Here is a 22971-nt window from a genome sequence, read left to right on the forward strand (position 1 = left end):
TGCAGCAAATCATAGCTGAACAACTCAATTAATTTGCAACCAAGCAACTTACAGAACATGAAAGAACAATTTAAAAAATTTCTGAACGAAGAACAAGATCCAAAAGCGATTGAAAAAATCACTTCGAAACTCAATGATTTATTGATGAAAAACGAAGAAATTGGTTATATCGCGGTTCAAAAAAAACCGGCAATTACTGTTTTTCCAGATAGCATAATCCTGACCAACAAACGTATTATTATCTGCAAACCTAAAAATTTAGGTCTTTCAATGGATTTTACAGATTATACGTGGGATGATATTACAAGCACTTTTGTAAAAGAGAATATTTTGGGTTCTGAATTTTCTTTTGGAACTACAACTGACCTGACTATTTCTATAGATTATATTCCGAAAACGCAGGCAAGAAAAATTTATACATATGCTAAAGAACAATTAGATTTAATTAAAAATCCTATTGTTGCTGAAACTCCAGTCGTAGAAACTGCACAAGTTATTGAAGAGGAAGAGGATGAAGTTGAAGAAGTTGAAACTGAAGAAGTAACGAGTTATGCTGAAATATTACCAGCAACAACTCCTTATGAAACTTATGAGCCAATTCAGCCAGCTCAACCTGCAAGCGGAGATCGTAAATTAAGTGAGTTATCTAAAGAAGAGCTTTTTGATAAATTACAGAACTACAAAAAATTGCTTGATAACGGATTAATAATGCAAGGTGAATATGACGCTTACAAAAAAGAAATATTGAGTTACATGTAAGTCTTAAAGTCGAAAGTCATAAAGTCTTAAAAATTTTCGTTGACAAAATAAAAAGCCAGAATAGAATTTTCTATTTCTGGCTTTATCATTTCTATTCTTTTTGACTTTCGACCTTCGGCTTTAAGACTTAAAGAGTTGCTTTCTGCTTTTCTACAAAACTATGTGCTTGTAACTCTAATAATTCTGTTGCTTTCTTGCGTTGTAAATCATATAGACTTTTATCTTCGGCAATATCGGCGTATACTTTATCGTGCATTTGAGCACTGGTTTTTACCAATAATTCGCGTTGATATTTGTTTTGCGTGAGAGTTGCTTTCATTGCCGTTTCGGCTTCTTCCTGTTTAAAATCAAATTCACCTTTTGGAGCCAATAGTTTTGCAATAATAGGAGAAGTTTCTATAGCCAGAAATAACAGCATAATAAAAAATGAAGGCAGCCAGGGCAATTTATCTAACGCATTTATACGCGCCATCAATCCGTCAAAACCTTCAATAATGGGTTGCGTTTGCGATACTTTTTTATCTAAATCGGCTTGTAATTGTTTGCCTGTTTTTTCTTTCTCAGCAATTTTTGCTTCATTAGTAATTTTTAAAGCCGCCAATTCTTGTAAAGAGGCATCATGTTTCTCCCGTTTCTCTTTATAAACCGGACCTTTTCCCAGTTTTTTAGTTCCGGCAGTTCCCTCAGCTTCTGTAATATAAGTAGAATAAAGAGCGTTGACTTCTTTTTCTTTCTTTAGAATATCATTTTTTAATGAGGCAATTTCCGCTTTATTTTTATCTAAATCTGATTTGAAATAATTACCAACTTGCTTTTTATTGGCTAATTCCATTTCGTTTTTCTCTTTCAATAAAACAGTATTGATTTCTTTTTCGAAAATTTTAATCTCTAAAGGTTTAGAAATAACGATGGCAATAATAACTGCCAATATAATTCGAGGTGTCGCTTGTATAAATTCGTCAAAAAAGCGATCTCTTTTTTTAATTGTAGAAACGATAAACCGGTCGAGATTAAAGATTAATAAACTCCATACAAACCCAAAAATTAAAGCAGGATAAATAGAGTCAAAAACAGTGAAAAGTGCATAAGCACTAGCCAAAAAAGCCATTACTGCGGTAAAAAAAACGGTGGCCCCAATACCAACATATTTGGTTTGCTCACCTTCTGAGCAGCCTTCGAGTAAATCCCGATCTGCCCCGGAACATACGATAAAAAATTGTTTTAACATGATTGATGATTTTTGATTGTGATTGATAGGGCAAATTTAGCGCCAAAAATTTAATTCTCAGGTAAATAGTTGATTTGTTTTTAGTTGCGGCTATAAAAATTCTTTTTTTATTAAATGTTATTTAAAGATTAATCATTCTAAATATGTAAGGGGAATCATAACACTATGTTAATTTTTTCTAACGGCTTTAGTAACATTAAGGTTCTAGTTTCGCAGGAAATCAAATTAAAACACAATGAAAAAAATTTATTTAGTAATAACATTCATGCTATTAGCCTTTTCAGGTTATGCCCAAAAAGCCATAATCTCAGGAAAAGTATTAGACATAGACGACAAACTTCCTTTACCGGGAGCGATGATTCAAATAGTAGGTGAAAACAAATACACAGTTTCAGATTACAATGGTCGTTTTGAATTACTTAATATTAATGTTGGGACTTATAAAGTAGAAGTAAAATATATAGGATATACTGCCATAACTCATGAAATTACTGTTGAGCAAGGCAAAAACAATGTACTTGATTTTAGCCTTAAAACTTCAGGAACAGAGCTGAACGAAGTAGTTGTTGGGGATATCTTAAAAGGTCAGGCAAAAGCATTGAATCAACAAAAAAACAGTAAAAATATTGGAAACATCATTTCATCTGATCAAATGGGTCGTTTTCCGGATGCCAATGTTGGAGACGCCTTAAAACGAGTTCCGGGTATTACGATGCAAAACGATCAGGGTGAAGCGCGTAACATTATTATTAGAGGCTTAGCTCCATCTTTAAACTCTGTAACTTTAAACGGAGACAGAATTCCGTCTGCCGAAGGAGATAACAGAAATGTACAAATGGATTTGATTCCATCTGATATGATTTCTACTATCGAAGTCAATAAAACCTTAACTTCAGACATGGATGCAGATGCGATTGGAGGTTCTGTAAATTTAGTTACAAGAGCGACTCCAAATGGCGAAAGAATCTCTGCAACTCTTGCTGGTGGTTATATGCCAATTCGTGAACACGGAACTTATACAGCTGGTTTAGTTTACGGAAATCGCTTTCTGGACAATAAACTTGGTGCTGTTTTCAGCGGATCTTATAATAATGTAGATTATGGATCTGATAACATCGAAAACGAATGGGTAAAAGATGATTTTGGGAATGAATATCTTCAAGCTTCAGAAATTAGAAAATATGATGTACAACGTATTCGCCGCAGCGGATCTGTAGCTTTAGATTATAAATTTGACGAAAATAACACCATTTTCGCCAATGCTATTTACAACTGGAGAGATGATAGAGAAAACCGTTTCAGAACTACTTATGATGATATCGAACCTATTTATAATGGCGAACAAATTACAGGTTTTGAAGGTCGTGTAAAACGTCAGACAAAAGGCGGAGTCGATAATAATCGTAACAAAAACAGACGACTAGAAGATCAGCGTGTTCAGAATTATTCGATTCGAGGAGAACATTTGATCAACTCTAAACTAGATTTAGACTGGTCAGCCAATTATGCTAAAGCCAGAGAATATCGTCCGCAGGAACGTTATATCGAATACCGTCAGAAAGGTTTGGAAATGACTGAAGATTTATCTGATATCAGATTTCCTTTGATGACAACAGTTGGAGAAGCAACAGATGAATTCAAATTTCAAACGGTTACTGAAAATACAGATGAAACCAGCGAAAGTGAATTTGGAGCAAAAGTTAATATCCGTTTCCCTTTTACCATCATTCCATCTGAAAAAGGAAGATTAAGAACAGGACTTAGACTTCGATTAAAAGAAAAAGAAAGAAATAATAACTTCTATTCGTACGAACCAATCAACGATGGAATGGAATTATTATCTGAAGTTCCAAACAGTTATTACGACGGAAAAAACTTTAATCCGGGAAGCAAATATGTTCCGGGAAGTTTTGCTTCGGCAGACTTTTTAGGAAGTCTAGATTTAAATAATGCGGCATTATTTGATAAATCATCCGATCCGGCAGAATTTTTAGCCGTAAATTATAATGCTAAAGAAAGAATTTCTGCTGCTTACATAAGATGGGACCAGGATTTTAACGACAAACTTTCTATGGTTTTAGGTTTTCGTGTAGAGAATACTCATATTGATTATACAGGAAATCGCGTTTTAGATGAAGAAGAATTAGAAAGTGAGATCAATACAACAAACTCATACACTAATTTGTTGCCAAGTATTTCGTTTCAATATAATGCCACTAAAGATTTAGTTTTAAGAGCTGCAGTTACAACAGCTTTAGCGCGACCTAACTATTATGCATTAGCTCCTTACGTAAACAATATTGCTGCCGAGAAAGAAATTACAGCCGGAAATCCGGATCTTGACGCAACATACTCTTACAACTATGATTTTATGGCTGAGAATTATTTCAAATCTGTAGGTTTAATTTCAGGAGGTGTTTTTTACAAAAGATTAGATAATTTTATTTACAATTATAGCGACAATCAATATACAGATGCAAAATTTGCTGCCGATTTCCCAAATCAGGCAAACCCTATTCCTGCTGGAGAAAACTGGTCATTTTTGCAATCAAGAAACGGAGATACGGTTGACGTTTATGGTTTTGAAGTTGCATTTCAACGTCAGTTAGATTTTCTTCCTGGTAAATTCCTAAAAGGTTTTGGTATCTATTTGAATTATACCTACACAAAATCTAAAGCAAAAGGAATTGCTGATGAAGACGGAAACGAAAGAAACAACATCAGTCTTCCAGGTACAACGCCACATATGTTTAACGGATCTTTGTCTTGGGAAAACAAACGTTTTTCGGCAAGGGTTTCGACGAATTTCACTTCAGATTATTTAGATGAATTGGGTTCTGAATCTTACAAAGACAGTTACTACGACAAGCAGTTTTTCTTAGATGCCAATGCTTCTTACAAGATTACACCAAAACTTCGCCTTTTTGCCGAAGCTAACAACTTAACTAACCAGCCTTTACGCTACTACCAAGGAGTTGAGGCGCATACCAAACAAGCAGAGTACTATCAGGCCAGATACAATTTTGGTTTGAAACTTGACTTGTAATAATCAATTTATAAAATGCTTAAATTAGACAGAACTTAGCGGTTCTGTCTAGTTTATTTAAAATGAAATCCATAATGAAAAACAAAACCATAATAGCTTTTTTACTCTTAAGCACCTTGTTTACAGCTTGTAAAGATGACAAACTTGCTCCTATTGCTGCAAATGCAGTAAAACCAACTGTTGTAACTCAAGCTTTGCCTCACGATACAGATGATCCTTCGATCTGGATTCACCCAACAGATGCTTCTAAAAGTATTATAGTAGGAACTGATAAAGATACTGACGGTGCTTTGTATGCATTTGACTTGAAGGGAAAAATAGTTGCAAAATCAGAAGTATTAAAACGTCCAAATAATGTTGATATCGCTTATGGTTTGGTAATCCACGGAAAAAAAGTTGATGTTGCCGTAACTACCGAACGTGAATCGAACAAAATAAGAGTTTTTAGTTTACCAGATTTAAAAGCAATTGACAACGGCGGAATCGCTGTATTTGAAGGTGAAGAATTACGCGACCCAATGGGAATTGCATTGTACACCAGAAAAAGCGATGGTAAAATCTTTGCCATTGTAGGTAGAAAATCAGGACCATCAGGCAGCTATTTATGGCAATATGAACTTTCCGGAAACGGGAAATTCGCTACAGCTAAAGTCGTTAGAAAGTTTGGTGCTTACAGCGGAAAAAAAGAAATCGAAGCTATTGCAGTTGATAACGAATTAGGAACTGTTTTATATTGTGATGAACAATTCGGGATTAGAAAATACAAAGCCGATCCTGCTTTAAACGATAATAAAGAAATTGCTCTTTTTGGAAAAACAGGCTTTAAAGCCGATAACGAAGGGATTGCCATTTACAAAAAAACAGATTCTACCGGATATATTTTAGTATCAAACCAGCAAGCAAATACTTTTATGGTTTATCCGAGAGAAGGCACAAAAGGAAATCCAAACGATTATCCTTTGTTAGCCGAAATACCAACTTCAACTATTGAATGCGACGGTGCTGATGTTACCAGTATTAATTTAGGAGGAAATTTCAAAAACGGACTTTTCGTAGCCATGAGCAACGGAATGACGTTTCATTATTATGCCTGGGATTTGATCCAGAAACGTATCGACGATAAGAAATAAGTTTTCAGTGGCAGTCGCAGTTTTCAGTTTCTTAACTGTGACTGAAAACTGTGACTGAAGACTGAGACTGAGACTGAGACTGAGTACTAAACAAAAAAGCTGTTCATCACTGAACAGCTTTTTTTAGTTTGAATTAGTAATCTTCCTTATTCTGTAATCGGTGCTCCGGCTAAAATTTCAACGTTTGCAAACTCTTCAAATTTGGCGAAATTAGCTTTAAATTTCTGAGCCAATTCAATTGCTTTTTTATCGTATAACTCAGGATCTTCCCAAGTATTTCTAGGATTTAAAATTTCACTTGGAACATTTGGACAAGATTGTGGTTTTGCGATTCCAAATACTGCATGATTTTTATATTCTACATTATCCAGCTCTCCGTTTAATGCAGCGGTAATCATGGCACGGGTATATTTTAGTTTCATACGCGTTCCTGTTCCGTATTCTCCACCTGTCCAACCTGTGTTTATCAACCAAACTTTTACATCAGCATCTTTCATTTTTTTCGTTAACATTTCAGCATAACGTGTTGGATGTAATGGCATAAATGGTGCTCCAAAACAAGCTGAGAAATTAGGTTGCGGTTCTGTAACTCCTGCCTCAGTTCCTGCAACTTTTGCCGTATATCCTGAGATAAAATGGTAAGCAGCCTGACCTGGAGTCAATTTTGAGATTGGAGGCAAAATTCCGAAAGAATCTGCCGTTAAGAAAAATATATTTTTAGGATTATGTCCAATAGAACCTGGCTGAATATTATCAATATGTGTTATTGGGTAACTTACACGTGTATTTTGCGTGATAGAAACATCATCATAATCAACCTCATTAGTTCCTTCTTTGAAAACCACATTTTCCAGAAGCGCTCCTTTTTTGATTGCTCTAAAAATGTCCGGTTCATTTTCTTCTGTCAGATTAATTACTTTTGCGTAACAACCACCTTCAAAGTTAAAAACCGTATTCTCTGCCGTCCATCCGTGTTCATCGTCACCAATTAACTTACGTGCAGGATCTGCTGATAATGTAGTTTTTCCGGTTCCTGATAATCCAAAGAAAATAGCAGTATCACCGCCTTCCCCAACATTAGCACTGCAATGCATTGGTAAAGTATTTTCGAAAACTGGTAAAATGAAGTTTAAAGCAGAGAAAATTCCTTTTTTCATTTCTCCTGTATAACCTGTTCCGCCAATAAGTGCTATTTTTTTAGTAAAATCCAATATAGCAAAATTAGATTGGCGTGTTCCGTCTACAGCAGGATCTGCCATAAAACTTGGAGCACAAATTACGGTCCATTCCGGTGTAAAGTTAGCTAACTCTGACTCTTCTGGTCGCAAGAACATATTATAACAGAACAAATTAGACCAGGCAGTTTCTGTAACTACACGAACATTTAATCTGTAATTTGCATCAGAACAAACATAAGAATCACGTACAAAAACTTCTTTATTTGATAAAAACTGAGTGACCTTATTATATAGTTTCTCAAAAGCAGCCGGTTCAAAGGGAATATTTACTTTTCCCCACCAAACCTGATCTTCAGTAATAGTATCTTTTACAATATAACGATCCTGAGGGGAACGTCCTGTAAATTCACCTGTATTAATTGCCAATGCGCCTGTAGAGTTCTCAACACCTTGGCCTGATTGCAAAGTGATCGCATGCAATTCATCAGCAGATAATTGGTAGCGAACTTTTGCATTTTCAATTCCTAGTTCATTTAGCGAAATCGATTGCGTGAAAACGGTGTGACTGTCCATAAATTTTTAGTTGTGTGTGATATTTAATAAGAAGCAAAATTACAGATTTATTATTAATCCATTAAAAAAACTAAATTCTACTTTTATTTATATTAATAAAGTAAAATTTGATCTTAAAAATCAATAAAATAAAAAAATAACCGCTTCCAATTTGTTTTCTTATAATCTTATAAATGAATTTGTTATATTTTTCACCTATTAAAGTAAAAAACAAGATAAATTCACATAAATAAGATTATATGTTATTTATGAGACAAAATTAAAGATTAATTTTTAGATAGAATTTTTTATTCGGGATTTTATGATTTTCTCCTCAAAATCGTAACAAATAATGCTGCCCAAGCAATAATTAATAAAAAACCACCCAAAGGTGTTGCGAATACGATAATTTTAAAATCGAAAAGTGTAAGACTTTTTGTCGCTAATAAATAGATAGAACCGCTAAAAAGAAGAACACCGGCAACAACTAAATTATAGATCGTTTTTACGGTCTTTTCAGCAATGTCTTTTCTGGTAGAAAGAAAAAGCAAAAACAAGGCATGATACATTTGATAACGAACACCAACTTCAAAAGTATTTAATTCTTCTACAGATAAATATTTTTTAAGTAAATGTGCGCCAAAAGCGCCTAAAATGATTGCTATCATACCCATCAAAGCTCCTGCTAAAACAATTTTTCTTTTCATATTTTCTATACTTTTTATTCTTCAGCAAAAATACTTCAATACATTTTAAAAAGCATTTTAGTTTTAAAAAATCTTTTCCGGAAAAAGAAATCTGTTGTGATTTGGCTTCAAAATAAAAAATAACGCATTTTTACAAAATTAAAATTGTTACATATTTAACAATTTAATATATTTGTGTTATATATGTAAAATATGAGAAGCATTTTAATTATTGGAGCCGGAAGATCTGCGTCGTCGCTGATACGTTATTTATTAGCAAAATCAGAGACCGAAGACCTTCATCTTGTTGTAGCTGATTTATCTTTGGCTTTAGCCGAAAAAAAGACACAAGGTCATCCCAATGCAACTCCAATTGCTTTGAATATTTTTGAAACTGAAGAAAGAAAATCAGCAATCGAAAAAGCATCTATCGTAATCTCGATGTTACCCGCACATTTGCATATAGAAATTGCAAAAGATTGTCTTGAATTCAAAAAACATTTGGTAACCGCTTCGTACGTAAGCGACGCAATGCAGGCACTTGATGAAGAAGTAAAGAAAAATAATCTGATTTTCATGAACGAAATTGGTCTTGATCCCGGAATAGATCATATGAGCGCCATGAAAGTTATTGATGAAATTAGAGAAAAAGGTGGCAATATGCTACTTTTTGAATCTTTTTGCGGCGGATTAGTCGCTCCGGAATGTGACAACAATTTATGGAATTACAAATTTACCTGGGCACCAAGAAACGTAGTTCTGGCAGGACAAGGCGGTGCAGCAAAATTTATTCAGGAAGGCACGTATAAATATATCCCATACGGAACTGTGTTTCGCAGAACCGAATTTCTGGAAGTCGAGGGGTATGGAAAATTCGAAGCATATTCTAATCGGGATTCTCTTAAATACAGATCGATTTATGGGTTAGATGATATTCTGACTTTGTATCGCGGAACGATTAGAAGAGTGGGCTATTCTAAAGCATGGAATATGTTTGTGCAATTAGGCATGACAGATGATAGCTATATCATGGAAGGTTCTGAAAACATGAGTTATCGTGAATTTGTGAATTCATTTTTACCTTATCACCCAACAGATTCTGTAGAAATTAAGACAAGATTGATCTTAAAAATCGATCAGGACGATATTATGTGGGATAAACTTCTGGAACTGGATCTATTTAATCCAGACAAAAAAGTGAATTTACCTAATGCAACTCCGGCACAAATATTAGAAAAAATATTATCAGACAGTTGGACTCTGGAACCCAATGACAAGGATATGATTGTGATGTATCATAAATTTGGATATGAGCTTGATGGCAAAAAACGACAAATCGACTCAAAAATGGTTTGTATTGGCGACGATCAAACTTATACAGCGATGGCAAAAACGGTTGGATTACCAGTTGCAATGGCAACATTATTAATCTTAAATCGAAAAATTATAACTCCTGGTGTACAGCTTCCTATAAAAAAAGAAGTCTATTTACCTATTTTGAAAGAGTTAGAAGAATATGGGGTGATTTTTAACGAACAAAATATGCCCTATTTTGGATATAATCCAGACTTATTTTAAGACTGGATTTGTTAGTTTTTAGAATTTTTTTTTTAGTTTTTTAATTTATCCGCTTCATGAAACTGAAGCGGATTTTTTATTAAAAAGGTTCAACAGCAACAAAGTTTTTTTTGAATAGTCCGCAGTTTTAGCTGGTGTTTATAATAAAGGCAACGAAAATGGCTTTAACCAAATAAATCATTACATGTAAAAATTCGGCTAAAGCCAATTCTTATCTAAAAAAAACTCCAGCTAAAGCTGGAGCCTATTCATCTTCAAAAGGAACCTATATTTCTGTCGCTTTGGACCTTTAGTCCTTTTCAGAATTTAATGTTTTAAAAAAATCTATTTCTCGGGCTGAACCAGAATAGGTAAACTATACATCACCCGAACGGCTTTTCCTTGTTGAGTTGCAGCAATCCACTTTGGGGAAAGTTTTAAAACACGAATCGCCTCATCACCTATGCCATAACCAGCGTCTTTTAGTGTAATAATGTTTGATAAACTTCCATCCTTTTCTATAATAAATTGCATATAGGTTTTTCCTTCAATCTTGTTTTTTCCAACTTCCAACGGCGTTTTAAAATTTTTACCAATAAATTTATAAAACTCATTCATACCGCCAGGAAACTCAGGCAATTTTTCAACATCTTCTAATACATAAAGATCTTTTTCTTTTACATCTGCTTTATTAGCTGTTTTTTGAGCTATTGCTTTTGTACTAAAAACAAACAATAATAGAGTATAAAATACACCTACGGTAAATACTTTTAGAACAATTTTAATGGGAGATTCTTTTTTGGTCATCATAAGTAAACGTTTTTTAGTTATTAAATAATTGATATTGCTTGCCAAAGCAATGGTGTTTTTATTTGAAGCAAAATCCAATAATAGATTCTGATAACTTTTTACAGATCCAAACTGTTTGTTTACAGCGTCATCAGCCAGAAATTCGTGATTGAGTTTAATTGCTTTTTTGTAAAACACAAGCAACGGATTAAACCAAAAAACAATTTGCAAAACCTCGATAAAGAGAATATCCAAAGTATGTTTTTGTTTCAAATGTGCTTTTTCGTGCGCAATTAATTCTGATGGAATTTTACCATCTTCGAATGCATTTTTATGGATAAAAATAGATTTCCAAAACGAATGTGGTAAAATAGGTTCATCGATCAAAACTATTTTTTCTCCTTTGATAAATTGAACTTCATTCGTTTTTATTGTTTTATAAAAAGAATATAAACCAAATATAAATCGGGTTGTTAGCAACAAAACTCCCAGACTATAAACAACAATAATTAAAATCAGTAGAAAATCATTCAATGAAATAGTTTCCAGGTTTTTATTGTTTTTCTGAATCACCAGTTCGCTCAATTCAACCAATCCTATTTTATTCGATAAAGCAGATTGAAAAGAAAAAATTTGCAACGGAATCACAAAACTAAAAACCAAACTGGCTAATAAATAAGCCCGATTAAAATGAAACATTTTCTCGTTTTCAAGCCATAATTTATATACTGCATAAAAAACCAAAAGCAGTATTCCTGATTTTAGAAGATAAAGTATCATTTTTTCTTTTTTTGAATTTCTGAATCGATTATTTTTCTAAGTTCTTCTAATTCTGAAGTCGACAAATTGGTTTCTTTGGTAAAAAAAGAAGCAAATTGCGATGCCGAATTATTGAAAAAACTACTGATTAATCCGTTTACATGTTTCGAGAAATAAGCGGTCTTTTCGACCAAAGGATAATATTCTCTCGAATTTCCGAATTCGTTATACGCTACGAATTTCTTATCGATCATTCGTTTCAATAGCGTTGCAACGGTTGTGGTTGCGGGTTTTGGCTCGGGATAGGCTTCGAGTAAATCTTTCATAAAAGCTTTTTCAAGCTTCCAAAGATGTTCCATTAATTGTTCTTCTGAGTTTGATAGTTGCATGTTTCTAAGGTGCTAAGGCTCTGAGTTTCTAAGTTGCTGAGTTTTTTTGATAATTAAAATCAATCTATATTCTATATTCTATATTCTATATTCTATATTCTATATTCTATATTCTATATTCTATATTCTATATTCTAAAAAAAACGTGGTCTATTGTATTTCTTGTTCCGAAATTAAATTCCCATTATTGTAATTCTTTATTTCGGCTAGTTTTCCTTTATCGGAGTAAAATTTCCAGACTCCAAAATAAAACCAATGTGTTTCTACTGAATCAACTTCGATTTTTGTTTTTCCTTTTGATTGTAATTTTCCGTTTTCGTAATAATATTTTACGATGCAGATTCCGTTTTTATATTTCTCGGTTTTGTAGATTTTTCCGTTAATGTAGGATTTCCACTTTTTTACCGGCTGATCATTCTTATAATATTCGAACGATTTATATGTCGTACTATCTTGTTTGTAATTATCGATCCAAAGACCTTCTTTCTTTTTATTAACCTTCTGATTTACAAGCTTGCTTTTACAACTTAAAAGCATGATACCACAAAAAAATAATAGAAGAAAGTTTTTCATATTTCCAATTTAACTCTACATTTATAGACATTGTTCTACAAATGTAGAGTTATTTTTTTTAATAAACAAAAAAAATTACTAAGATTCTAAGTCACTAAGGTTCTGAGGTTTATTTTTTCAGGTTCAAAGGTGCAGAGATTCAAAGCAGCAAAGATTTTGAATAGGCTCCAGCTTTAGCTGGGGTTTAGAATAAATGTTTAGGAAATGGCTTTAGCCGAATAAATACGCTTATAAAAGATTAAAGAATTCGGCTAAAGCCAATTACTCTTTTCACAAAAAACTCCAGCTGAAGCTGGAGGCTATTCAATTTTGATGCGAAAAACCTTTGTCACTTTGTTCCTTAACAACTTTGTACCTTTTTTAGGTTTTTGTTAATCGGGAATATAGCCGAAAGCCCGACCGAAGGGAACGCCCAAAAAAAAATCCGCTCATTTCTGAACGGATTTTATATGGTTTGAGATTCATCTTTTTCAAAGTTTTAAACTTTGAAAAAGAGCTAAACCTAAAAAACTTTGTGTCTTAGTGCCTTCTTGGCAAATTACTTAGAAAGCTCTACAAAATATTTGTAAAACAACGGAATAGTTTCGATTCCTTTTAAGAAATTGAAGATTCCGAAGTGCTCGTTTGGGGAGTGAATCGCGTCGCTGTCTAAACCGAAGCCCATAAGGATGGTTTTGCTTTTTAATTCTTTTTCGAACAACGCTACAATTGGAATACTTCCGCCTGAACGAACCGGAATTGCAGGAACTCCAAAAGTCTCTGTATAGGCTTTGTTTGCTGCCTGATATCCAACGCTGTCAATTGGCGTAACATAACCTTGCCCACCATGATGTGGCGTTACTTTTACGGTAACTCCAGACGGTGCAATGCTTGTGAAATGTTTAGTAAAAAGTTCTGTGATTTCATGCCAATCCTGATTAGGAACCAAACGCATTGAGATTTTAGCGAATGCTTTACTAGCAATAACGGTTTTTGCTCCTTCACCTTGATATCCGCCCCAGATTCCGTTTACATCTAATGTTGGACGAATTGAGTTACGTTCGTTGGTTACATATCCTTTTTCGCCATAAACATCATTTAAGTCTAAAGCTTTTTTATATTTTTCTAAGCTAAAAGGCGCTTTTGCCATTTCGGCTCTTTCTTCAAGAGATAATTCTTGTACATTATCGTAGAAACCAGGAATCGTAATATGATTGTCTTCGTCATGCAAAGAAGCGATCATTTTTGCCAAAACATTAATTGGGTTCGCCACTGCTCCACCGTATAATCCGGAATGCAAATCACGATTTGGACCTGTAACTTCTACCTCTACATAACTCAAACCACGCAAACCTGTCGTAATCGACGGTTGTTGATTAGAGATCATTCCGGTATCTGAAATAAGAATTACGTCATTTTTCAGTTTCTCCTGATTGCGTTCTACGAACCAAGCCAAACTTGCTGAACCTACTTCTTCTTCGCCTTCGATCATGAATTTTACGTTACATGGTAAAGTATTGGTTTGCACCATAAGCTCAAGGGCTTTTACGTGCATGTACATTTGTCCTTTGTCATCGCAGGCTCCACGGGCAAAAATTGCACCTTCCGGGTGAATTTCGGTTTTTTTAATTACGGGTTCGAATGGTGGCGATGTCCATAATTCGATAGGATCTGGCGGTTGAACATCATAATGTCCGTAAACTAGAACTGTAGGTAAATTTGGGTCGATTATTTTCTCTCCATAAATGATTGGATAGCCCGGAGTATCGCAAATTTCGACAAAATCACAGCCAGCTTTTGTTAAACTTTCCTTAACAGCCTCGGCAGTATCGATCACATCTTGCGAATATGCAGTGTCGGCACTTACCGACGGAATTTTTAATAATTCGATCAATTCATTGATAAACCGATCTTTATGTTGTTGAACATAAGACTTAATATTTTCCATTTCAATTATTTTTATAGAAATTCAAAAATACAAAAAATAGAATTAATATTTTTTTTCAAAAAATGCTTTGAAATATAGAACTTATGTTTATCTTTGCACCCACAATTGAGCGGATATGGTGAAATTGGTAGACATGCCAGACTTAGGATCTGGTGCCGCAAGGCGTGTAGGTTCGAGTCCTATTATCCGCACTGAAAAAAGCTTCTGAGAAATCAGAAGCTTTTTTGTTTTTGGTATTTTACCAAATATTACCACTATTTGAACCATATAAGTGATATAAGTTCATTTTAGACAATCTCGAAATCTTTGTCAAAGTTAAAACTTTGACAAAGATAAAAATACAAAGTCTTTGTCGAGCTTCTTGTGAAGAATAGATTAAAATCCATCCCTGCAATATGTTACGTACCTCTGGAAATCTTTATAAAATTCCGGAGGAATGATTTATTTTGCAGCTAGGGATTTCAATCCCTTGAAGCGCAACGTAACCCCAATATTCTAAACCCGACAGGTTTTAAAAACCTGTAGGGTTTAGAATATGCATCATTGTCGAGTTTCTTACGAAGATTTCTCGTTCCTCGAAATGACAAACTGTATGTTTAATCAAACATCTAAATAAGGATCTAAAACTTCGGCTAATTTATTGAGCCAATAAAAATTATCTTGAATACTATTTATTTCAGATTCTATCGTTTCGCATCCTCGCATTACACATAAGGAAAGAGCAAAATTTACTTCTCGTATTGTCTTTGCCATATCTTGAGGATCTATAACATCAATAAAAAAATCTTTTAATCTGTTTTCAACTTCTTTGGACAGATGATTTTTGTTCATAATTTTAAAGTTTGAAAAGCAAAATTCCTCAAAACTTATTTGCATTTGAACTCATATATGCCTTCAACTTTAATTGTTATTTTCATATATAAAATTAAATTTCGGCTAAAGCCCTTCCCTACAAAACATAAAAAACCTCCAGCTAAAGCGAGAGGCTATTAATTTACTTTGTGATTGTAATCGCTAAAATGGATTAAAATCCATCCCTAAAATATATTTTGTTCCTCTATAACTCTCTGTAAAATTCCGGAGGAATGATTTATTTTGTAACAAGGGATTTCAATCCCTTGTTACACAAAGTAACCCCAATCTTGTCATTTCGAGGAACGAGAAATCTCCACGAGAAGCTCGACAAAGATTGGCTTTTCGTTGCGGAGTTACTTGCGAAGATTTCTCGTTCCTCGAAATGACAAACTTTGTGTAAAAAAAAACCTTTGTCAAGTTTAAAACTTTGACAAAGGCTGTATTTAAATGAACTTATATCACTTATATGGTTTAAAAATTCTAGCTTTCTAATAACTCCAAAACCTTATCGACATTTACTTCGCTATAATCATTGATATAAAAACTACATGGCGGAAGCTGTTCTTTTGTATGTGTACTCAAAACACCAACGACTTTCATTCCTGCATTTAATCCCGCTGTAACGCCCGAGAATGAATCTTCGAAAACAATACAATCAGACGGAGAAACTCCAACACGCTTTGCAGATTCTAAATATACTTCGGGATTTGGTTTATGAAATTTTACATCTTCGCTTGACATAACAGAATCCATTTTGTCCTGGAATTGTAACGCCCCCATAATCAAATCAAGATTGGCGCGTGGTGCAGATGTTGCAACAGCGGTTTTAAAACCTCGCGATTTTAATTCGGCTAAAAAGTCGAGATAATGCGGAATGGTTTCGACTTTGTCTTTATAAATTTCCCGAAACATTCCTTCTTTTTCATCTTCGAGTTTTACGAGTTCTTCTCCAGTAATCGGACGTTTGAAGAAATGCGTCATAATATAACCATTGTGTTTTCCGTACATATGTTCTTCAAACTCTGGTTCTGAATGAGGAATTTGATATTTATCGAAAAATGCCTCGAAAGCTTTTGCATGATGCGGATTCGTGTGACAAATCACGCCATCCATATCAAAAATAACACATTGCTGCTTCATTTTATATTTTGTTTTTAACGGTTGCAAGATACTTATTTTCTGCGGAGGTTTTTTATAGAATCTCGCAAAGTCAGTCTCTAGGCTTCGGGAGCAAAGATTTTGTTTCACGCAGATTTTAAAAAGATCTAAGCCGATAAACGCAGATAATTATTAAAATTAAATCTGCTAAAATCTGCGGAATCTGCGTGAAAAAAATCCTTTAAATCTTATTAATCTGTGGCTTTAAAATAAAAAACTTTGCTCCCGAAGCCTCGGGACTGCGACTTTGCGAGATTAAATCATCAGCCAATCCAAATCTTACTCTTAACCAAAGTCATTGTTTGTCTCAAATGTTGATTACACGCAATGAGAATAATCAAAACCACAAGACCGTAACCTACGATGGTATAAATTTCCATATCGGCCAATAAAGTCGATTGTTTGGTGATGGCTCCAAAAAGTTTTTTGAGCGCCAAAGTATTCGCATTATCTGCCGAATATCCTTTTGCCATAAAGCTCTGCGCTGTTGAAGCGATTGTTTGCTGAGCTTGCGGATTATCGCCGGTTACGAATTGGCTAAGTTTCAGAAAGTGTTTTTTATTCAAAAAAACCATCGCATTCTGCATTACACAAAATCCAATTGTGCTTCCCCAAAAACGTCCAGAAACTCCAACAATTCCTGAAGAAACCGCCATTTTTGCCGGAACAGATGATGTGGTAAATAATATTAAAGGCACGAATAAAAATCCAACTCCAATTCCTTGCAAAACATACGGAATGATAATATCTGACAATGCAACATCTGGCACGAAAAGAAAGGTGAACCAGAAATGAAAAAGCGCAATTAGCGAAAAACCAATTATAAAAATGACTTTCGTCGAAACGGATTTCATCAGAAAAAAAGCAGCTAAAATCAATCCAATTACATTTCCTAATCCGTTAATATATTGCACGCCTGCAACTCGTGATGGATCCCAATTCCAGATCGAAAACATCGCCGAATGACAAAGACTCAACGTTGCCCGACTGATATAAAAAAGGAAAAACAACAAGAATCCAATTCGGAGATTGGCATATTTAAAGACTTCAAAATCAAAAGTGGGTCTTTTTACCAAACGCTCTTTAAAGATGAATAAACCTCCTGTTATTAAAGCAATCATCAACATTATAACCATATGAGAAGACTCGAACCAGTATTTTTTTTCGGCATAAACAAAAAAGTAAGCACCGCAAAGAATCGCTGTCAAAACCAAAATATAACTAATCCAATCGATTTGATACAACGGAATTTTCTTTGTGATTCTATGTCCGCGAAAAGTCACTAAGATCAAAAAGACATTCAGAACCTGAAGTCCGCCCGAAACATACAGCATGTATTTCCAATCGTAATGATCCAGAAACCAAACGGCAATATTCATAATAAACGGCGTTGACAATAACAATGAACCGTAATAAAAGGAGAAACCAATGATTATGGCATTTTTAGAATGAAACTGCTCGATTAATAATTGTCTGATCGTGATTACCGGAAGCGCCATCAAAATCCCTTCGGCAACTCTTAGCAATAAAAAGAGATAAAAATTGGTAATATACGCCGATGAAATAATCGTAATCCCGATTAAGGAATAAACTGCCATCAGGTAATTTTTTGCCGGGAAAAAACTCGAAAACCTACTTTCGATCAAGATTGTTGCCAGCAAAGTTCCGTAAGTTACACACATTGCAAACTGCAAATCTTCGGGCTCAATGTCCAGAAAACTTGCCGCGTAAGTTACGTTTGAAGTATAAACTCCCAATAAAATCATGGAATGCAGCAAACAGACAAACAAAATAATAATGATTGCCCATTTGGGAACCCAGGATTTAAAAATACTTTTATCTTCCATTTTATTGGTGTTCGGCAATAACGGTGATGTTCATTCCGGCTCTTAAAAAATCAGCCTGTTTATCAGTGTCTTTCAATTGAATTCTAACCGGAATTCTTTGCTCAATTTTCACAAAGTTTCCTGTTGCATTATCCGGTGGCAATAACGAAAATCTCGCTCCACTTGCAGGAGATAACGAAGTCACAACTCCTGTAAATTCTTTACCATTTATAGCATCAGCCTGAATTTTCACTTCCTGACCAACCGTTAAATACTGTAATTGTGTTTCTTTAAAATTGGCTGTAATCCATTTTTCTTTACTTACTATCGAAAGTAAAGATTGTCCTTCTTTTACCATTTGTCCAGGTTGCAAAGTTCTTTTACCAACCCAACCGTTATAAGGCGCCGTGATTATCGTATACGAAAGAAATAGTGCCGCATTGTCTGCCACAGCTTGCTTTGACGCAATATTTGTTTGCGTTGTAGGAACATTTGCCTGCGCTTGAGAAGTACTCAAATTTGAAGATTGAATTCTGTCTCGCATTTCTTGTAAATGTGCTTGCGCCGATTCGTAATCTGCTTTAACTTTTTCTAATTGTTGCGAAGTTGCAGCTTCGTCTTTAACCAAAGCTTTGTATCTGTCGTATTCTAATTTTGTTTTCCAAAGATTAGTTTTGGCTGCAGCCAATTGCGATTCTCCAATTGCAGTTGAACTTGCCGTTGTCGCCACATTTTTCTCGGCCACAACACTACTTTGTTTCGCGTTTTGAACATCGGCAAGAGCCACATTCAATTTCGATTTATATTCTCTGTTATCTATAATTACCAAAGTATCACCTTTATGCACAAACTGATTTTCATCAAAACGAACTTCCTGCACATAACCTGTAATTCTGGACATAATTGGCGTTACATATTGCTCAACCTGAGCGTCATTGGTTTCTTCGTGGTTTCTATTAAACACATAAAACCAAATCCCTAAAATGATTCCGCTTGCCACCAAAACGCAAGCTATAATTGTTATTAATATATGAAACGTTCTGTTTCTTCGAGTTTCATTTTTTATCTTGACCATAAACTATATATCTATTTTCTTTATTCTATTCTCTATTCTCTTCCTTCTAAAATCTTGCTTCTTGCGTCTAACTTCTTGCCTCTAAAAATCTAAATCTGCTCTGGCATTATTCCAGCCGTATGAAGCAATTCGTAGTGTTTTAAAATCGCATCTAATCGCGTAGAAATCTTATTGTATTTCGCTTGTAATAAAGCGTTATCTGCATCGACCATTTCGGTTATTAAAACCAATTGATTTAGGTATTTCAGCTTTACAATTCGGTAGTTTTCATTGGCCAAATCCAAAGCTTTATCAACAACCACAAACTTCTCTAGGATTTCCTGATATTGTGTATGTTCTTTAAACAGCTTATCCTGAATCTCATCTTTTGTAATTTCCGTTTGCATTTTTTGCCATTCGATTTTTGTATTCGCCTGATCTACTTTGGTTTTATTTTTATACAATGCCGAAAGATCAAAATGCGCTTCAATACCAACTTGACCTAAAGTGTACAAATACGGATTTGGCGGAAAGAATTTGTAATTTGGATAGTAAAAACCATAATTTCCAAAGAAGTTTACAGTTGGCAAATAATTTGCTTTAACCAACTTCATTTCCGTTTTTTTGATGTTTAATTCCTGACTTGCCATTCGCATTTCTTCGTTCTGAAAAGCTTTCTCCAAATAAAAATCATACGGATCTAAACCTTTCATTTCATCCATATTCGCCGTTGTATCAATTGCCACTTCTTCGCTTTCCGGAATCTGAATCAAAGTTTTTAAATCATGCAATGCAATCTTTATATTCTTAGAATTTGTCAACGCGCTTAATTCACGATCCGAAAGTTGTAATTCGGCTCTAATAACCTCGTTTTTGGTTACCGTTCCGTGTTTTTGCAAAGACTGTACTTCTTTCAATCGGCTTTTTTCTTCTTTGATGTTTTCTTCGAATATCTTTTGAAGTTCTATCATTTTATAAATCGCCAGATAATTGGCCACAACTTCAAGCTCGATATCATTTTGAGTCTTTTCGTTTTTTATTTTAGCAATTTCGTTTTCCTGATTGGCAATTTTTATGGCATTGTTAATCTTGTTTCCTGCGTAAATTGGCATTTTAAAAGTCGAATTAACCTGATAGATTTCAGGAATTGCTTTTGTTACTTCTTTACCGTTTAAAAAACCGCTTCCTTTGAATTCCGTAATATTGGTAATTCTCGAATATTCGCCATTTAATTCGATATCCGGCAAACGAAGTTCTTTTCTTTCTTTGATGTTTTGCTCTGAAAGCGTAGTCTCTAATTGAGATCTAAGGATTTTTTTATTGTTTTCTTTAGCTAGTTTCACTGCTTCATTCAAAGAAACGGAATGAATTTCCTGAGCTTGTAAACCATTAAATGTCAATACAATTAGAAATATCAACACGATTTTGAGAAAACAATCTTCTGTAGAATTTGTTGTTTTAAGGAACATGAATATTTTAAGATTTTAATACTGCAAAGTTCCTACATTTTTCTGATGACTGATAATTATAAAAAGTCAATAACATATTCATTTCGGACAAATGTTAAAATTTTATTTCCCGAAAACGTTATATTAAAATACTGAAGAACAATACGTTGTAAAAAGCTATATAAATTAGGGTTTCACGCAGATTTAAAAGGATTTTAGGAGATATGCGCAAATTTTATTTTAAAAAAAGATCTGCAAAATCTGCTTTAATCTTTTTTAAATCTGCGTGAAATAATCCTTATCTGTCTTTTAAAATATTCTCGCCATTCAGGTAATCAGAAGGTCTTTGTCCGAGGAATTTAAAGAAAGTATTACTGAATGTCGGTACACTACTATATCCTACTTCCAGAGCGACTTCTTTGACCGAAAGTTTTCTGTCAAGCAAAAGTTCGATCGCTTTCAAGATTCTTCGAATAGTATAATATTGAATGAATGACATATTAAGATCTTTCTGGAACAAGCGATACAAAGAACGCTCACTATACCCAAATTGATGTGCAACCTCAGCAAATAAAATTGTTTCGCCTAGATTATTCTCAATATGTCTTAAAATTTTACCTAATCGCGGATCTTTCGGTTGTGGTAATTCTAAAGGTAAATTGGTTAAACAAATTTGAGGTAATATCGCCTTGATCGCTTTGGCAATCGCAAAATTCGGACTTCCTTTTTTAAGATCGCCATTCCACCTATTCGTAAAAAGCATCATTTGTAATAATAAATTATTGACCGGATAAATACCTTCACTTTTATAAAAAACATCTTCGTCTTTTTCAACCGGAAAATATAAATTCCGCATGGTCACACTTTCAGATTTGGGCTCAATACTGTGCGCAACACCACTTGGGATCCAGATAAAATGTCTTGCCGGCAAAAAGTAGGTTTTTGTTTCTGTCGTTACAAAAACCACATCGCCTTCAGCATATAGTAATTGCGCTTTGTCGTGTTTATGGGTAGGCACAAACAATTCACCCATCAAATCGTGGTGACAATAAATGCTTTTTTTATCAGCATCTACTTTTTTGATGTAATACTTATCTAGTTTTTGACCGGAATGTTCCATTGAAGTTTAATACGACGGTTTTTGCGATATTAAATATAAGAAGAAATAGAATTGAAATTCCAATTCCCGCAACGTTTGTCATTTCGAGTAATACAAAACCCTTCTCGTAATATTTACCTATTAGGTTTCAGATAAACCTTAAATCATAAAAACAAAAAAGCCTTTCCGTTAAGAAAGGCTTCTTCCAATATTGCGGTCTGGACGGGACTCGAACCCGCGACCCCATGCGTGACAGGCATGTATTCTAACCAACTGAACTACCAAACCAACTGCGTTATTGTGAGTGCAAAAATACAACAGAACTTGGATTATACAAGGGTTTTTGCGAATAAAATTTGATAAATTTTTAATGTCCTGATTTTAAATAAATTCCAAACCTTTATACCGAAGCATTGAGACCAAATTCCAATTGAATGTATTTGGATTTGCCAAAACCCTGAATTTTTATACCGGTTTTTTCTTATGAAATTTTATCTTCCTTGTTAAACATAGCCAATAGTTTCAAGCGTTGACCATACTTGAAACAATGCGTACAAAACCAAAAAGTCCCCAAAGTTTAAAATTAAACTTTGGGGACTTTGCGTAAATCTTAGCGTTTTTTTTGCGGTTAAACAAAATCTCGATATGTCTTAAATCAAAAAAGCCATCCACAAAAGTGGAAAGCTTTTCATTGGTCTAACTACTAAACCAGCTACGAGTTACAAAGTCGTAGCAAAACAACACAACTAATCTTAGATACCGTATTTGGGCAAAAAAGCCTTTCCGTTAAGAAAGGCTTTTCCCAATATTGCGGTCTGGACGGGACTCGAACCCGCGACCCCATGCGTGACAGGCATGTATTCTAACCAACTGAACTACCAAACCTCTGCGTTATTGCGGTTGCAAAGATAGTACAGAATTTCATTTCTGCAAGCGTTTTGCGAAAAAAAATTAAATA

At 34.3% G+C, this 22971-nt stretch carries 17 protein-coding genes and 3 tRNA genes; 5 read left to right on the forward strand and 15 right to left on the reverse strand.

From position 1 onward, the window contains the following. Positions 1-57 precede the first annotated feature (57 nt). Positions 58-759: a PH domain-containing protein gene (locus RC62_RS16960; RefSeq protein WP_055097340.1), complete on the forward strand. Its 702-nt coding sequence runs from the start codon at positions 58-60 to the stop codon at positions 757-759. Positions 760-886: 127 nt separating this feature from the next. On the opposite strand, the gene RC62_RS16965 is transcribed toward RC62_RS16960, so the two are convergent. After that, complete coding sequence (locus RC62_RS16965; protein ID WP_055097341.1) at positions 887-1987, reverse strand: DUF4407 domain-containing protein; 1101 nt, start codon at positions 1985-1987, stop codon at positions 887-889. 235 nt (positions 1988-2222) lie between these two features. On the opposite strand from RC62_RS16965, the gene RC62_RS16970 reads away from it, so the two are divergent. Both RC62_RS16970 and RC62_RS16975 read left to right on the forward strand, forming a co-directional pair. Then, on the forward strand, positions 2223-5033 hold the full coding sequence (locus RC62_RS16970; RefSeq protein ID WP_055097342.1) for a TonB-dependent receptor: 2811 nt from the start codon (positions 2223-2225) through the stop codon (positions 5031-5033). Positions 5034-5107: 74 nt separating this feature from the next. Next, on the forward strand, positions 5108-6163 hold the full coding sequence (locus RC62_RS16975) for a phytase (RefSeq protein WP_055097343.1): 1056 nt from the start codon (positions 5108-5110) through the stop codon (positions 6161-6163). 146 nt (positions 6164-6309) lie between these two features. On the opposite strand, the gene pckA is transcribed toward RC62_RS16975, so the two are convergent. Then, entirely contained in the window at positions 6310-7914 is a 1605-nt protein-coding gene (gene pckA, locus RC62_RS16980) for a phosphoenolpyruvate carboxykinase (ATP) (protein WP_055097345.1), read from the reverse strand. 299 nt (positions 7915-8213) lie between these two features. Further along, a complete protein-coding gene (locus RC62_RS16985; protein WP_055097347.1) occupies positions 8214-8600 on the reverse strand; it encodes a DUF423 domain-containing protein in 387 nt (128 codons plus the stop codon). A gap of 192 nt (positions 8601-8792) precedes the next feature. Between RC62_RS16985 and RC62_RS16990 the strand changes: the two genes are divergently transcribed. After that, the gene (locus tag RC62_RS16990) at positions 8793-10157 is read left to right on the forward strand and encodes a saccharopine dehydrogenase family protein (RefSeq protein ID WP_055097348.1); all 1365 of its coding nucleotides are present in this window, start codon (positions 8793-8795) and stop codon (positions 10155-10157) included. A 324-nt stretch (positions 10158-10481) separates the two neighbouring features. Here RC62_RS16990 and RC62_RS16995 read toward each other — a convergent pair whose 3' ends face one another. From RC62_RS16995 to RC62_RS17010, 4 genes are all read right to left on the reverse strand, one after another. Next, positions 10482-11705, reverse strand: coding sequence for a M56 family metallopeptidase (locus tag RC62_RS16995; protein ID WP_055097349.1), 1224 nt, complete (start codon positions 11703-11705; stop codon positions 10482-10484). After that, positions 11702-12073 (reverse strand): BlaI/MecI/CopY family transcriptional regulator, encoded by a 372-nt coding sequence (locus tag RC62_RS17000; RefSeq protein WP_055097350.1) that lies wholly within the window; start codon positions 12071-12073, stop codon positions 11702-11704. The genes RC62_RS16995 and RC62_RS17000 overlap by 4 nt, the downstream gene beginning before the upstream one ends. 150 nt (positions 12074-12223) lie before the next feature. Then, the gene (locus RC62_RS17005) at positions 12224-12646 is read right to left on the reverse strand and encodes a hypothetical protein (RefSeq protein WP_055097352.1); all 423 of its coding nucleotides are present in this window, start codon (positions 12644-12646) and stop codon (positions 12224-12226) included. A gap of 538 nt (positions 12647-13184) precedes the next feature. Continuing rightward, positions 13185-14573, reverse strand: coding sequence for a dipeptidase (locus RC62_RS17010; protein WP_055097353.1), 1389 nt, complete (start codon positions 14571-14573; stop codon positions 13185-13187). Positions 14574-14682: 109 nt separating this feature from the next. Between RC62_RS17010 and RC62_RS17015 the strand changes: the two genes are divergently transcribed. Further along, positions 14683-14764 (forward strand) — tRNA-Leu (locus RC62_RS17015). Positions 14765-15173: 409 nt separating this feature from the next. Here the strand turns inward: RC62_RS17015 and RC62_RS17020 are convergent. The 8 genes from RC62_RS17020 to RC62_RS17055 form a co-directional block, all read right to left on the reverse strand. After that, a complete protein-coding gene (locus tag RC62_RS17020; protein ID WP_055097354.1) occupies positions 15174-15404 on the reverse strand; it encodes a hypothetical protein in 231 nt (76 codons plus the stop codon). Between the two features lie 504 nt (positions 15405-15908). Then, on the reverse strand, positions 15909-16568 hold the full coding sequence (locus RC62_RS17025) for an HAD family hydrolase (protein WP_055097356.1): 660 nt from the start codon (positions 16566-16568) through the stop codon (positions 15909-15911). Positions 16569-16849: 281 nt separating this feature from the next. Continuing rightward, positions 16850-18433, reverse strand: coding sequence for an MFS transporter (locus RC62_RS17030; protein ID WP_055097357.1), 1584 nt, complete (start codon positions 18431-18433; stop codon positions 16850-16852). Between the two features lies 1 nt (position 18434). After that, complete coding sequence (locus tag RC62_RS17035; RefSeq protein WP_055097358.1) at positions 18435-19487, reverse strand: HlyD family secretion protein; 1053 nt, start codon at positions 19485-19487, stop codon at positions 18435-18437. An 89-nt stretch (positions 19488-19576) separates the two neighbouring features. Continuing rightward, entirely contained in the window at positions 19577-20935 is a 1359-nt protein-coding gene (locus tag RC62_RS17040; protein ID WP_055097359.1) for a TolC family protein, read from the reverse strand. A 277-nt stretch (positions 20936-21212) separates the two neighbouring features. Further along, positions 21213-22034, reverse strand: a complete 822-nt coding sequence (locus RC62_RS17045) for an AraC family transcriptional regulator (RefSeq protein WP_055097360.1) — start codon at positions 22032-22034, stop codon at positions 21213-21215. A 193-nt stretch (positions 22035-22227) separates the two neighbouring features. Further along, positions 22228-22301, reverse strand: a tRNA-Asp gene (locus RC62_RS17050). A 523-nt stretch (positions 22302-22824) separates the two neighbouring features. Continuing rightward, positions 22825-22898, reverse strand: a tRNA-Asp gene (locus RC62_RS17055). Positions 22899-22971 lie beyond the last annotated feature (73 nt).

The organism is Flavobacterium aquidurense, assembly GCF_001404985.1.
Lineage (GTDB): Bacteria > Bacteroidota > Bacteroidia > Flavobacteriales > Flavobacteriaceae > Flavobacterium > Flavobacterium aquidurense_B.

What these genes read in the sequence shown, in the direction of transcription:
- RC62_RS16960 (WP_055097340.1), top strand. Translation starts at nt 58, where the DNA reads ATGAAAGAACAATTTAAAAAATTTCTGAACGAAGAACAAGATCCAAAA.
- RC62_RS16965 (WP_055097341.1), bottom strand. Translation starts at nt 1,987, where the DNA reads ATGTTAAAACAATTTTTTATCGTATGTTCCGGGGCAGATCGGGATTTA.
- RC62_RS16970 (WP_055097342.1), top strand. Translation starts at nt 2,223, where the DNA reads ATGAAAAAAATTTATTTAGTAATAACATTCATGCTATTAGCCTTTTCA.
- RC62_RS16975 (WP_055097343.1), top strand. Translation starts at nt 5,108, where the DNA reads ATGAAAAACAAAACCATAATAGCTTTTTTACTCTTAAGCACCTTGTTT.
- pckA (WP_055097345.1), bottom strand. Translation starts at nt 7,914, where the DNA reads ATGGACAGTCACACCGTTTTCACGCAATCGATTTCGCTAAATGAACTA.
- RC62_RS16985 (WP_055097347.1), bottom strand. Translation starts at nt 8,600, where the DNA reads ATGAAAAGAAAAATTGTTTTAGCAGGAGCTTTGATGGGTATGATAGCA.
- RC62_RS16990 (WP_055097348.1), top strand. Translation starts at nt 8,793, where the DNA reads ATGAGAAGCATTTTAATTATTGGAGCCGGAAGATCTGCGTCGTCGCTG.
- RC62_RS16995 (WP_055097349.1), bottom strand. Translation starts at nt 11,705, where the DNA reads ATGATACTTTATCTTCTAAAATCAGGAATACTGCTTTTGGTTTTTTAT.
- RC62_RS17000 (WP_055097350.1), bottom strand. Translation starts at nt 12,073, where the DNA reads ATGCAACTATCAAACTCAGAAGAACAATTAATGGAACATCTTTGGAAG.
- RC62_RS17005 (WP_055097352.1), bottom strand. Translation starts at nt 12,646, where the DNA reads ATGAAAAACTTTCTTCTATTATTTTTTTGTGGTATCATGCTTTTAAGT.
- RC62_RS17010 (WP_055097353.1), bottom strand. Translation starts at nt 14,573, where the DNA reads ATGGAAAATATTAAGTCTTATGTTCAACAACATAAAGATCGGTTTATC.
- RC62_RS17020 (WP_055097354.1), bottom strand. Translation starts at nt 15,404, where the DNA reads ATGAACAAAAATCATCTGTCCAAAGAAGTTGAAAACAGATTAAAAGAT.
- RC62_RS17025 (WP_055097356.1), bottom strand. Translation starts at nt 16,568, where the DNA reads ATGAAGCAGCAATGTGTTATTTTTGATATGGATGGCGTGATTTGTCAC.
- RC62_RS17030 (WP_055097357.1), bottom strand. Translation starts at nt 18,433, where the DNA reads ATGGAAGATAAAAGTATTTTTAAATCCTGGGTTCCCAAATGGGCAATC.
- RC62_RS17035 (WP_055097358.1), bottom strand. Translation starts at nt 19,487, where the DNA reads ATGGTCAAGATAAAAAATGAAACTCGAAGAAACAGAACGTTTCATATA.
- RC62_RS17040 (WP_055097359.1), bottom strand. Translation starts at nt 20,935, where the DNA reads ATGTTCCTTAAAACAACAAATTCTACAGAAGATTGTTTTCTCAAAATC.
- RC62_RS17045 (WP_055097360.1), bottom strand. Translation starts at nt 22,034, where the DNA reads ATGGAACATTCCGGTCAAAAACTAGATAAGTATTACATCAAAAAAGTA.